The organism is Mycobacterium sp. E802 (assembly GCF_001666875.1).
Classification (GTDB): Bacteria; Actinomycetota; Actinomycetes; order Mycobacteriales; family Mycobacteriaceae; genus Mycobacterium.
The window spans coordinates 1-12,810 of record NZ_LZJD01000162.1 but is presented as its reverse complement, the minus strand read 5'-3'; the positions used below and the strand labels follow the sequence as shown (position 1 = coordinate 12,810).

Annotated in this window: 9 protein-coding genes and 3 pseudogenes; 10 read left to right on the top strand and 2 right to left on the bottom strand. The window is 68.3% G+C overall.

Annotated features, from left to right (window positions below):
• Window positions 1–32: 32 nt before the first annotated feature.
• The 3 genes from A5699_RS23545 to A5699_RS23535 are packed head-to-tail and all read left to right on the top strand — an operon-like array spanning window position 33 to window position 4,033.
• Window positions 33–1,553 (top strand): MFS transporter, encoded by a 1,521-nt coding sequence (locus tag A5699_RS23545; RefSeq protein ID WP_067774693.1) that lies wholly within the window; start codon window positions 33–35, stop codon window positions 1,551–1,553.
• A 24-nt stretch (window positions 1,554–1,577) separates the two neighbouring features.
• Window positions 1,578–2,252 carry a VOC family protein gene (locus A5699_RS23540; protein WP_067774690.1) on the top strand — a complete coding sequence of 225 codons (675 nt, stop codon included), beginning with the start codon at window positions 1,578–1,580 and terminating at the stop codon, window positions 2,250–2,252.
• 11 nt (window positions 2,253–2,263) lie between these two features.
• Window positions 2,264–4,033, top strand: coding sequence for a proline--tRNA ligase (locus A5699_RS23535; protein WP_067774687.1), 1,770 nt, complete (start codon window positions 2,264–2,266; stop codon window positions 4,031–4,033).
• Between the two features lie 147 nt (window positions 4,034–4,180).
• Here the strand turns inward: A5699_RS23535 and A5699_RS23530 are convergent, their stop codons facing one another.
• Together A5699_RS23530 and A5699_RS23525 are read right to left on the bottom strand one after the other, a co-directional pair.
• Complete coding sequence (locus A5699_RS23530; protein ID WP_067774684.1) at window positions 4,181–4,660, bottom strand: ferritin-like domain-containing protein; 480 nt, start codon at window positions 4,658–4,660, stop codon at window positions 4,181–4,183.
• A complete protein-coding gene (locus A5699_RS23525; RefSeq protein ID WP_067774681.1) occupies window positions 4,657–5,166 on the bottom strand; it encodes a hypothetical protein in 510 nt (169 codons plus the stop codon). Before A5699_RS23525 ends, A5699_RS23530 begins: the two co-directional genes overlap by 4 nt.
• A 174-nt stretch (window positions 5,167–5,340) precedes the next feature.
• Between A5699_RS23525 and rimP the strand changes: the two genes are divergently transcribed.
• The 7 genes and pseudogenes from rimP to A5699_RS23490 all read left to right on the top strand — a co-directional run.
• Entirely contained in the window at window positions 5,341–5,886 is a 546-nt protein-coding gene (rimP, locus tag A5699_RS23520) for a ribosome maturation factor RimP (protein ID WP_067775077.1), read from the top strand.
• A complete protein-coding gene (gene nusA / locus A5699_RS23515) occupies window positions 5,883–6,911 on the top strand; it encodes a transcription termination factor NusA (protein WP_067774678.1) in 1,029 nt (342 codons plus the stop codon). The genes rimP and nusA overlap by 4 nt, the downstream gene beginning before the upstream one ends.
• 51 nt (window positions 6,912–6,962) lie before the next feature.
• Window positions 6,963–7,313 (top strand): YlxR family protein, encoded by a 351-nt coding sequence (locus tag A5699_RS30350; protein WP_076239369.1) that lies wholly within the window; start codon window positions 6,963–6,965, stop codon window positions 7,311–7,313.
• A gap of 102 nt (window positions 7,314–7,415) precedes the next feature.
• A pseudogene (infB, locus tag A5699_RS23505) lies at window positions 7,416–9,937 on the top strand (translation initiation factor IF-2).
• Window positions 9,938–9,973: 36 nt separating this feature from the next.
• A pseudogene (gene rbfA, locus A5699_RS23500) lies at window positions 9,974–10,478 on the top strand (30S ribosome-binding factor RbfA).
• A complete protein-coding gene (locus A5699_RS23495) occupies window positions 10,471–11,475 on the top strand; it encodes a bifunctional oligoribonuclease/PAP phosphatase NrnA (protein ID WP_067775074.1) in 1,005 nt (334 codons plus the stop codon). The pseudogene rbfA and the gene A5699_RS23495 overlap by 8 nt, the downstream one beginning before the upstream one ends.
• A 17-nt stretch (window positions 11,476–11,492) precedes the next feature.
• Window positions 11,493–12,680: pseudogene (locus tag A5699_RS23490) on the top strand (MATE family efflux transporter); the annotation flags it as partial.
• Between the last annotated feature and the right edge of the window lie 130 nt (window positions 12,681–12,810).

The window sequence follows — 12,810 nt, the reverse complement described above, 5'->3', positions numbered from 1 at the left end:
GGATTCTTAAGATTCCGGTAAGGTGGCGCGGTATGACGGCACTCAATGACGCCGAGCGCCAGGGACTCGCCGCCCGCCTCCCATCCTGGTTCCCGTCCTGGGGCTTCCTGTCAGCGGTGATCGCGATCGGCGGCATGCAGCTGCTGGCCACCATGGACAGCACGGTCGCCATCGTCGCGCTACCCAAGATCCAGGACGAGCTGAGCCTCTCCGACGCCGGGCGCAGCTGGGTCATCACGGCATACGTGCTCACTTTCGGCGGTCTGATGCTGCTCGGCGGCCGCCTCGGCGACACCATCGGACGCAAACGCACCTTCATCGTCGGTGTCGCGTTGTTCACCATCGCCTCGATCCTGTGCGGCATCGCCTGGAACGAAGCGACGCTGGTGATCGCCCGGCTGTTGCAGGGCATCGGCGCGGCGATCGCCTCACCCACCGGTCTCGCGCTGGTGGCCACCACTTTCCCGAAGGGCCCGGCGCGCAACCTCGCCACCGCCGTGTTCGGTGCGATGACAGCCATCGGCTCGGTGATGGGCCTGGTGGTCGGCGGCGCTCTCACCGAGGTCTCCTGGCGGTTGGCGTTCCTGGTCAACGTGCCGATCGGCCTGGTGATGCTCTATCTGGCCCGCACCGCTTTGCGCGAGACCAACCGTGAGCGGATGAAGCTCGACGCCGCAGGCGCCCTGCTGGCGACCCTGGCCTGCACCGCTGCGGTGTTCGCCTTCACCCAGGGCCCCGAGAGCGGCTGGCTGGCGCCGATCACGTTGGGCTCCGCGGCGGTGGCCGCCGTGGCCGGCATCGCCTTCCTGATCGCCGAACGCAGCGCCGAGAACCCGGTGGTGCCGTTCGACCTGTTCCACGAGCGCAACCGGGTCGCCACGTTTGTGGCGATCTTCCTGGCCGGTGGCGTGCTGTTCACCCTGACCGTGCTGATCGGGCTCTACGTCCAGGACATCCTGGGCTACAGCGCCCTGCACGCCGGCATCGGCTTCATCCCGTTCGTCGTCGGCATGGGTATCGGCCTGGGCGCCTCGTCACAGATCGTGCGGTACTTCCAGCCGCGGTTCGTGGTGATCGGCGGCGGCATCCTGGTACTCGGCTCGATGATCTACGGCTCGACGCTGCATGCCGGTATCCCGTACTTTCCGAACCTGGTACTGCCGATCACCGTGGGCGGCATCGGCATCGGCATGATCGTGGTGCCGCTGACCCTGGCCGCGATCGCCGGTGTCGGCTTCGACCGGATCGGGCCGGCCTCGGCCATCGCCCTGATGCTGCAGAACCTCGGCGGTCCGCTGGTCCTGGCGATCATCCAGGCCGTCATCACGTCACGCACGCTTTTCCTGGGTGGCATCACCGGTCCGGTCAAGGACATGAACGGTCCGCAACTGGCGGCGCTCGACGCCGGCTACACGTACGGGTTGTTGTGGGTGGCCGCGGTGGCGGTGCTCGTCGGTGGCGCCGCTTTGTTCATCGGGTACACCTCCGAACAGGTCGCCCATGCCCAAGAGGTCAAGGACGCGATCGATTCCGGAGAGCTCGAGCTCGACTGAGCCGGCGAACCGGGGCCCACGACGATGAACCGACAACACATCTCGGAAACCGTCGGCCCGCTGGGCTGGCGGCTGGTCCTGGGCGCCATCTACACCGAGGTGTTGGTGCCGTCGATGTCGGCCGCGGCCGGGGCGGTCGCGCACGCGGTGGAGGCCGCCGGCTCCGACGCGCCGGGGCATCTGTCGATCGACATCCGGAGTGACCGGGCCATCCTGCGCCTGCGGACCCGCGATGCCGGTGCGGTGACGACGCGGGATCTCGAGCTGGCCCATGAGGTGTCACAGGCGTTGGCGGCCCACGGTTTCGAGCTGTCGAGCGGGGGCGGTTCGATCCAGGCCTTCGAGATCGCCATCGACGCGTTGGACATCGCCGCGGTGCGCCCGTTCTGGAAAGCCGTCACCGGGTACGAGGACGAGACCCCAGCTGAGTCGGGCGCATCAGGTTTCAGCGGCGGACTTGTCGATCCGTTCGGCCGGGGCCCGGTCATCTGGTTTCAGCAGATGGATTCCCCACGCGCGCAACGTAACCGCATCCACCTCGACGTCGACGTCCCACACGACGTGGCGCAGGCGCGGCTCGACGCGGCCCTGGCCGCAGGCGGCCGGTTGCTCAGTGACCGTCGGGCACCGGCGTTCTGGGTCCTGGCCGACGCCGAGGGCAACGAGGCCTGCATCTGCACGTGGCAGGGCCGCGACTAGGCTGGCCCGCTGTGATCACCCGTATGTCCGAGCTGTTCCTGCGAACCCTGCGTGACGACCCTGCCGATGCCGAGGTGCCCAGCCACAAGCTGTTGATCCGGGCCGGCTATGTCCGCCCGGTCGGTCCCGGTATCTACAGCTGGCTGCCGCTGGGGCTGCGGGTGCTGCGCCGGATCGAGAACATCGTGCGGGAAGAGATGAATGCGATCGGCGGGCAGGAAATCCTGTTGCCCGCGCTGTTGCCGCGCGCCGCCTACGAGACCACCAACCGCTGGAACGAATACGGCGACACCCTGTTCCGGCTGCAGGACCGCCGGAACAACGACTATCTGCTCGGCCCGACGCACGAGGAGATTTTCACCCTGACGGTGAAGGGGGAGTACTCCTCCTACAAGGACTTCCCGGTGATCCTGTACCAGGTTCAGACCAAGTACCGCGACGAGGCGCGGCCGCGGGCCGGCATCCTGCGTGGCCGCGAGTTCGTGATGAAGGACTCGTACTCGTTCGACGTCGACGACGACGGGCTCAAGACCGCTTACCACGCCCACCGCGAGGCCTACCAGAAGATCTTCGGCAGGCTGGGCGTCAAATACGTGATCGTCTCGGCGGTGTCGGGGGCGATGGGCGGCAGCGCGTCGGAGGAGTTCCTGGCCGAGAGCGAGGTCGGTGAGGACACCTTCGTACGCTGCCTGGAATCGGGCTACGCGGCCAACGTCGAAGCCGTCATCACCCACGCGCCCGAAGCCCTGCCTGTCGACGGGCAGCCGGAGGCTCAGGTGTACGACACCCCGGATGCTCCGACCATCGCAACACTGGTGGAGTGGGCCAACAGCGCGCAGCTGCCGCAATTCGCCGGCCGTGAGGTGATCGCGGCGGACACGCTCAAGAACGTCCTGGTCAAGGTCCGCCAACCGGGCGGTGAGTGGGAACTGCTCGGCGTCGGCGTTCCCGGTGACCGCGAGGTGGACGAGAAGCGCCTCGGCGCGGCGCTGGAGCCGGCCGAGTTCGCGCTGCTCGACGAGGCCGACTTTGCCAAGAACCCGTTCCTGGTCAAGGGCTATGTCGGCCCGAAGGCATTGCAGGACAACGGTGTTCGTTACCTTGTCGATCCGCGGGTGGTGACCGGCACCGCCTGGATCACCGGAGCGGATGCGCCGAACAAGCATGTGGTGGGCCTGGTGGCCGGACGCGACTTCACCCCCGACGGCACGATCGAGGCTGCCGAGGTACGCGACGGTGACCCGTCACCCGACGGTGCCGGTGTGCTGACGTCGGCGCGCGGCATCGAGATCGGCCATATCTTCCAGCTGGGCCGCAAGTACACCGACGCCTTCACCGCCGACGTGCTTGGTGAGGACGGCAAGCCGGTGCGGCTGACCATGGGGTCCTACGGCATCGGTGTGTCGCGCCTGGTGGCGGTGATCGCCGAACAACAGCACGACGAGCTGGGGCTGCGCTGGCCGAGCGCCGTCGCGCCCTTTGATGTGCACGTGGTGGTGGCCAACAAGGATGCCGCCGCCCGCACCGGTGCGAGCGAACTGGTCGCCGATCTGGACCGGCTCGGACACGAGGTGCTGTTCGACGATCGCACCGCCTCGCCCGGCGTGAAGTTCAAGGACGCCGAACTGCTCGGCATGCCGTGGATCGTGGTGGTGGGTCGCGGCTGGGCCGATGGCGTGGTGGAGCTGCGCAACCGGCTCACCGGCGAGAAGCGCGAGGTGGCCGTCGACGCGGCTGCCAGTGAGATCTCAACGGCGATCTCAGCGGCGATCACCGGCTGAGTGCCCGGGGCGGGCGAACCTATGCACCGGTTTCCACCTGAGGGCTGTTGTGAGCGACCATCGGCAGTCCTGAGGTGGAAAACCGCGCAAAGGAAAACCGCGCAAAGGTGAACCGCGCAAAAGCGAAACGGGCCCCGCGGAAGGCGATTACTCGGTGCCACCGGGGAAGGCGGTCGTGACCGGCGAGGTACCGATGATGGCACGCCACTTGGCCGCGGTAACTGCGGTCTCGGTCAGGGCGGTCACCGCGAACGTGCGGTCATCGGCGTTGGTGGCCTGTTCGAGGACCGCACGCCAGGCCACCGAGGCATCCTCTTCCATCCGGATCGCGAGATTGGCGGCGTCGGTCGGGTCGGTCACCGGCGCGGGCAGCTGATAGCCGGCCGCCGGCAGCGGCGGGGTGACCGAGCGAGCCTCGAGCCGGGCCATGGCGTCTTCCCGACGAGCTCGATGCTCGGCCATCGCCGCGGCCACCAGGGCGTTTTCCTCAGGGGTCGAATGCGACGACACCAGCCCGTAGCCGTAGATCGTCCCGTGCTCGACGGCCACCGCGTCGAACAGGGCAGCATCGGCCGACGTGCTCGGCCGGGTCGGGGCGGTGGTCGACCGTGGGTCCGGTGAGGTCACTGTGCACCTCCCAGTGCGACGGTGTAGGCGGCCGTGCACGAGGCCGCGATGGATCCGAGCAGACCGGCGCGGTAGCCGGCCAGCGCGTGCGCGACATCGGCTGCCTGGTCCGCGGACTCCTTGAGGGCGTCGATGAGGTCTTTGACCGTGGAGGTGGCCGCGCCCGCGGTGTCCGGCGCACGCGTCGTGGTCGTGGCGGTGCCGGTGGCTGCGGGCGCCGCACCCATGCGCGTCAACTCGTCGGACAGCGCTTCGGCGTGGGCGGTGCGATCGGCGGCCAGCGCGTTCAACGCCTGGGCAGCGGGTGATTGTGACGGCTGCTCGGCTGCGACCGCGGCGGCCAGTTCGGCATCGGCGCGAGCCCGGTCCAACTGCCGGGTGAGGTCGTCGACTTCGGGTTGAGGCGTCGTCGTACCGCAGGCGGCGGCGGTGGCGCCCAACAGGGCAAGGGCCGCGGCCGAGAGCAGTACGCGCCGCCGGCTGATGTCTGCATCGGCGCTCGGCACGTGAACATCCTGCCATTGCCCGACACCGCCACTGACGACGTCCGCCACGCACCCGACGGCGATTGGCGGTTGCTGCCGCGGCCCTGGCGTATCGTGGATAGGCGATTCCGGGGCCAGCCCACGCGGCTGGCCCGGGCCTTCGTGCCGGAGACAATTCAAGATGAGGAGCTCGCCGTGGCACCGGATCCAAAGTTGCGGTCTGCGGAATTACCGTCGCAGGCGCAGGTGATCGAGCTACTTGACGGCGAATTCGCGCGCGCCGGTTACGAGATCGACGACGTCGTCATCGAGGCTTTCGCGCGCCCGCCCCGCATCATCGTCACCGCCGACGGCGACGAAGGCCTCGATCTGGATTCGCTTGCCGCGTTGTCGCGGACCGCATCCGAGTTGCTCGATCGACTTGCCCTGGGCGACACGCCGTATGTGCTCGAAGTCACCTCGCCAGGGGTGGATCGGCCGCTGACCGAAGCCAAACACTTCCGCCGCAACCGTGGTCGCAAAGCCGAACTGACGCTGGCCGACGGCACGGTGTTCACCGGTCGGATCGGGGAAACCGACGGCGCGGTGGTCAAAGTCGTGGTCCCGGACGGCCGGGAGCTGGCGATCCGTGAAATCGCCCTGGCTGACGTCGCCAAAGCTGTTGTGCAAGTGGAGTTTTCGCCTCCAAATCGACGCGAATTGGAACTGTCCGGACAAACCGGGAAGGGGGCCGGGGAATGAACATCGACATGGCCGCGCTGCATGCCATCGAGGCGGACAAGGGCATCACCGTCGACGTGGTCGTCGACACGATCAAGTCGGCACTGCTCACCGCCTATCGGCACACCGAAGGCCATGAGCCCGACGCGCACATCGACATCGACCGCAAGACCGGTGTCGTCAAGGTGATCGCCCGCCAGACCGATGCCGACGGCAACGTCCTGCACGAGTGGGACGACACGCCCGAGGGGTTCGGGCGGATCGCGGCGACCACGGCCAGGCAGGTGATCCTGCAGCGGTTGCGCGATGCCGAGAACGAGAAGACCTACGGAGAGTTCTCCGCTCACGAGGGCGACATCGTGGCCGGGGTGATCCAACGCGACGCCAGGGCCAACGCCCGCGGGCTCGTGGTGGTCCGCATGGGTAGCGAGACCAAGGGTTCCGAGGGCGTGATCCCCAGCGCCGAGCAGGTGCCGGGGGAGAGCTACGAGCACGGCGACCGGCTGCGCTGCTACGTCGTCGGCGTCACCCGGGGCGCTCGGGAACCGCTGATCACGCTGTCGCGCACGCACCCGAACCTGGTGCGCAAGCTGTTCTCGCTGGAGGTGCCCGAGATCGCCGACGGTTCGGTGGAGATCGTGGCGGTGGCTCGGGAGGCCGGGCACCGGTCCAAGATCGCGGTCGCCTCGCGGGTGCCCGGCCTGAACGCCAAGGGTGCGTGCATCGGTCCGATGGGCCAGCGCGTGCGCAACGTGATGAGCGAACTGTCCGGCGAGAAGATCGACATCATCGACTATGACGAGGACCCGGCGCGGTTCGTCGCCAACGCCCTGTCACCGGCCAAGGTGGTGTCGGTATCGGTGATCGACGAGGCTGCTCGGGCGGCGCGGGTGATCGTGCCCGATTTCCAGCTTTCGCTGGCGATCGGCAAAGAAGGGCAGAACGCCAGGTTGGCGGCCCGGCTCACTGGGTGGCGGATCGATATCCGCAGTGATGCGGCGCCTCAGCCGGACCAGGACGTCCGGCCGGGTGCGGTACACGACTGACAGCAGTGACCGGCGTTTCGGAGCACACCCGGTGGGGCGGTAGACTCAGCCGTGATCCAGCGCGAGACTCCGGCTCTGACGCATGAAAGCACCTCCGACACCTCTGTCGGACCAGTGCGGACCTGCATCGGATGCCGGAAGCGAGAGTTGGCCGCCGAGTTGCTTCGTGTGGTCGCGGTGACCGACGGGAACGGGACGAGTTCCGTAACCGTTGATCCCACGGCCAGCCTGCCCGGGCGGGGTGCATGGTTGCACCCTGACCGTCAGTGCGCACAGTTGGCAGTCCGGCGACGAGCTTTCGTCCGAGCGTTGCGACTCACCGGTTCACCGGATACATCCGCAGTGATCGAGTACGTCGAAGGAATTCGGCCACCCGAGCACTCCGGTCAAGAGAACAGGTAGCGAAGAACATGAGCACACCGTGAAGTCCCGATGACCATGCGTCATAGCTAAACCCGAGGCGCGGCGCCTACCACCGCTGTTGCCTCCAGACGAGGAGATGTAGTGGCAGGTAAGGCCCGTGTACACGAGTTGGCCAAGGAACTCGGTGTCACAAGCAAGGAACTCTTAGCCAAGCTCAAGGAGCAGGGCGAGTTCGTCAAGTCGGCATCCTCCACGGTGGAGGCGCCGGTCGCGCGTCGGTTGCGCGAATCGTTCGGCGCGAAGGCCGAAGCACGTTCGGGCGGCAAGAAGCCCGAGGAAAAGCCGCGCCCGCAGGGTGGCGGCGCGCCCACGCCGGCGGCACCGAAGCCCGGCGCCCCCGCACCCAAGCCGGCTCCGGCCAAGCCCGCGGCCCCCGCGGCCCCGGCGGCTGAAGTGCCGACCCCGGCTGCCCCGCGCCCCGCGGCACCCAAGCCGGCTGCCCCACAGCCTCCGGCCGCCCCGAGTGCGCCGGCGGCTGCCGCCAGCGCTCCCGAGGCCCCGGCCCGCGTCCGGGTGGTGGCCCTCGTCCCGGCGGTGCCGGCGGCGGTGGTCGTCCCGGCGGTGGCGGCGGCGGTAACTACCGCGGCGGCGGTGCCGGTGGCGGTGGTGGCGCCGGTGGCGCGGCCGCCGGAGGTTTCCGTGGTCGTCCCGGTGGCGGCGGTGGTCGTCCGGGTCAGCGCGGTGGCGCGGCCGGTGCGTTCGGTCGTCCCGGCGGTGCCCCCAAGCGCGGTCGCAAGTCGAAGCGGGCGAAACGCGCCGAATACGAGAACATGCAGGCCCCGGTCGTCGGTGGCGTGCGGTTGCCGCACGGCAATGGCGAGACCATCCGGCTGGCCCGTGGTGCCTCGCTGAGCGACTTCGCCGACAAGATCAATGCCAACCCGGCCTCGCTGGTGCAGGCGCTGTTCAACCTCGGTGAGATGGTCACCGCCACCCAGTCTGTCGGTGATGACACGCTGGAGCTGCTCGGCAGCGAGATGAACTACAAGGTTCAGGTCGTCTCGCCCGAGGACGAGGACCGTGAGCTGCTGGAGTCCTTCGACCTCACGTACGGCGAGGACGAGGGCGGCGAAGAGGACCTCGAACAGCGTCCGCCGGTGGTCACCGTCATGGGTCACGTCGACCACGGCAAGACCCGCCTGCTGGACACCATCCGCAACGCCACCGTTCGCGAGGGCGAGGCCGGCGGTATCACCCAGCACATCGGTGCTTACCAGGTCGAGGTCGAGCTGGACGGCACCGTCCGCCCGATCACCTTCATCGACACCCCGGGTCACGAGGCGTTCACCGCCATGCGTGCCCGTGGTGCGAAGGCCACCGACATCGCGATCCTGGTGGTCGCCGCCGACGACGGCGTCATGCCGCAGACGGTGGAAGCCATCAACCACGCGCAGGCCGCAGACGTGCCGATCGTGGTGGCGGTCAACAAGATCGACAAGGAAGGCGCCGACCCGGCCAAGATCCGGGCGCAGCTGACCGAATACAACCTGGTGGCCGAGGACTACGGCGGCGACACCATGTTCGTCGACATCTCGGCCAAGCAGGGCACCAACATCGAGGCGCTGCTGGAAGCGGTCGTGCTGACCGCCGACGCGGCCCTGGACCTGCGGGCCAACCCCGACATGGAGGCCCAGGGTGTGGCCATCGAGGCGCACCTGGACCGCGGTCGCGGCCCGGTGGCCACGGTGCTCATCCAGCGCGGCACCCTGCGGGTCGGCGACTCGGTGGTGGCCGGCGATGCCTATGGCCGCGTCCGCCGCATGGTCGACGAGCACGGCGACGACGTCGAAGAGGCGCTGCCCTCGCGTCCGGTCCAGGTCATCGGCTTCACGTCGGTGCCGGGTGCCGGTGACAACTTCCTCGTTGTCGACGAAGACCGGATCGCCCGCCAGATCGCCGACCGGCGCAGCGCGCGCAAGCGCAACGCCCTGGCCGCGCGCAGCCGCAAGCGGATCAGCCTGGAAGACCTGGATTCGGCACTGAAGGAAACCAGCCAGCTGAACCTGATCCTCAAGGGCGACAACGCCGGTACGGTCGAAGCCCTCGAGGAAGCCTTGATGGGCATCCAGATCGACGACGAAGTGGAGCTGCGGGTCATCGACCGCGGTGTCGGTGGCGTCACCGAGACCAACGTCAACCTGGCCTCGGCCTCGGACGCGATCATCATCGGGTTCAACGTCCGTGCCGAGGGCAAGGCGACCGAGCTGGCCAACCGCGAGGGTGTGGAGATCCGGTACTACTCGGTGATCTACCAGGCCATCGACGAGATCGAGGCCGCGCTCAAGGGCATGCTCAAGCCGGTGTACGAGGAGAAGGAGCTCGGCCGCGCCGAGATCCGGGCGATCTTCCGGTCGTCCAAGGTCGGCAACATCGCCGGTTGCCTTGTCACCTCGGGCATCATGCGCCGCAACGCCAAGGCCCGGCTGCTGCGTGACAACACCGTCGTCGCGCAGAACCTCACGGTGTCCTCGCTCAAGCGCGAGAAGGACGATGCCACCGAGGTGCGCGAGGGCTACGAGTGCGGTCTGACGCTGACCTACTCCGACATCAAGGAAGGCGACGTCATCGAGACGTACGAACTCGTCGAGAAGGCACGTACTTAGTGATGAGCGCTTGCGCGAAGAACAATGGTGCCTGCCATGGCTGATCCGGCACGGGCCAAGCGGCTCGCCAAACGGATCTCCACCATCGTCGCCTCGGCGATCGAGTACGAGATCAAGGATCCCCGCCTGGCGGGGGTCACCATCACCGATGCGAAGGTGTCGGGCGATCTACACGACGCCACGCTGTATTACACGGTGATGGGCTCGTCACTCGAAGACGAGCCGGACTATGCCGGTGCGGCGGCGGCCCTGGAGAAGGCCAAGGGCGTATTGCGGTCCAAGGTGGGCGCGGGGACCGGGGTGCGATTCACCCCGACCCTCGCGTTCGTCCGCGACACCGTGCCCGACGCGGCACATCGGATGGAGGAGCTGCTGGCCCGGGCCCGGGCCGCAGATGAGGATCTGGCACGAGTTCGGCAGGGTGCCAAGCACGCCGGTGAGGCCGACCCGTACCGTTGTGAGCGGGGCGGAGGACACTGATGGGCTTGCCGACGGGGCAGACACAGAGGATGCCGGTGGCCGCGATCGAACGGATGACTGATACGGCTCATTCGAGGGCTCCCCACGGGAGCCCCTCCGGTCTGCGCGTCGATGCGCGTGCGGCCGCCGATCTCCTGTCGGCCGCCAAGAGCATCAGCGTCGTGTGCCACGTCTATCCGGACGCCGACACGATAGGCGCCGGACTGGCGCTGGCGCAGGTGCTCGACGACGCAGGGAAACAGGTCCAGGTGGCCTTCGCCGCGCCGGCCGAGCTGCCCGAATCGCTGCAGACGCTGCCGGGCGGGCATCTGCTGGTCGCGCCGGAAACCATGCGTGACGACGCGGATCTGGTTGTCACCGTGGACATTCCGAGCGTCAACCGACTCGGTGCGTTGGCCGGGCTGGCCGCGGAAGGCCGCGAGGTGCTCGTCATCGATCACCATGCATCGAATCAGTTGTTCGGTACCGCGAATTACGTCGACCCGACGGCGGATTCCACCACGATGCTGGTGGCCGAACTGCTCGATGCCTGGGACAAGCCCATCGACAAACGTGTGGCGCACTGCTTGTACGCCGGCCTGACCACCGACACGGGATCGTTCCGCTGGGCCACGGCCCGGGCGCATCGCCTGGCGGCCCGGCTGGTCGAGCTCGGGGTGGACAACGCCGCGATCAGCCGAGCGTTACTCGACACTCATCCGTTCGCCTGGTTGCCGATGTTGTCGCGGGTACTGGCCTCGGCCCGGCTCGTCCCGGAGGCCGTGGGTGGGCGAGGGCTGGTGTACGCGGTGGTGCCGCATGCCGAATGGTCCACGGCCCGGCCGGAGGAAGTGGAGAGCATCGTCGACATCGTGCGGACGACACAGCAGGCCGAGGTGGCCGCGGTGTTCAAGGAGATCGAGCCCCAGCACTGGTCGGTTTCGATGCGGGCGAAGTCGCTCAACCTGGCCACGGTCGCCAGTTCGTTCGGCGGTGGCGGGCACCCGCACGCGGCCGGATACTCCGCCGCCGGCCCGACGGACGACGTGGTGCACGCGCTTACTCAAGCGCTTGCCTGACTCCGCCGGCGGGTCGCATGGTTGAGCCCGAAGGCGACGTTCCGGTCGCACCGGCCACCACCCGTCGCATCGCCGGCCTGGCCTTCCCGGCGCTCGGGGTACTGGCGGCCGAACCCATTTATCTACTGTTCGACATCGCGATCGTCGGGCGCCTCGGCGCGCTCAGCCTGGCCGGCCTGGCCATCGGCGGCCTGATCCTGGGTCTGGTCAACTCACAGGGAACCTTCTTGTCCTATGGCACGACGGCACGATCGGCCCGTCTGTTCGGCGCGGGTGACCGGGCCTCGGCGGTCGGCGAAGGAGTGCAGGCGACCTGGCTGGCCCTCGGGCTGGGATTGCTGATCATCGCGGTGGTGCAGGCCGTGGCCGAGCCGTTGTTGTCGGTGATCGCCGGGCACGCCGACATCGCCGACGCGGCACTGCCGTGGCTGCGGGTAGCGATCCTGGCCGCCCCGGCGATCCTGGTGTCACTGGCCGGCAACGGGTGGATGCGCGGGGTACAGGACACGGTCCGGCCGCTGCGGTATGTGGTGTTCGGGTTCGCCGTGTCGGCCGTGCTGTGCCCGCTGCTGGTCTACGGCTGGTTGGGCTTGCCGCGGCTGGAGCTGGCCGGCTCGGCCGTCGCCAACCTGATCGGGCAATGGGTCGCGGCGCTGCTGTTCGTGCGCGCGTTGCTGATCGAGAAGGTCGGGCTGCGGGTGCAGCCCGCGGTGTTGCGCGCCCAGCTCACGATGGGCCGGGATCTGTTGCTGCGGTCGATGGCCTTCCAGGCCTGTTTCCTGTCTGCCGGCGCGGTGGCGGCCCGGTTCGGTGCGGCCGCGGTGGCCGCCCATCAAGTTGTCCTGCAGGTGTGGAGTTTCCTTGCGCTGGTGCTGGATTCCCTGGCGATTGCTGCGCAGTCGCTCGTGGGGGCGGCGCTGGGCGCGGGGCAACTGGCCCATGCCAAGAGCGTGGCTTGGCGGGTGACGTTGTTTTCCACGCTGGCCGGCGTGGTCCTGGCGCTGGTGTTCGCGGTCGGCTCGTCGGTGTTCCCGCCGGTGTTCACCGACGACAAGTCGGTGCTGGCGGCCATCGATGTGCCGTGGTGGTTCCTGGTCGCCCAATTACCGGTCGCGGGAATCGTTTTCGCCCTCGACGGGGTGCTGCTGGGAGCCGGGGACGCCAAATTCATGCGCAACGCCACCCTGACCAGATGCCGAACAGGCCCCAGCCGTAGATCAGCGACAACCAAATCAGCGGCAGGAAGCCGACCAGCGCACTGGTCAGGGTGGCGTTGCGCATGAATTTGGCGTCCCCGGCTCCCAGCAGCACCCCGTCGAGGGCGAAAACGATTCC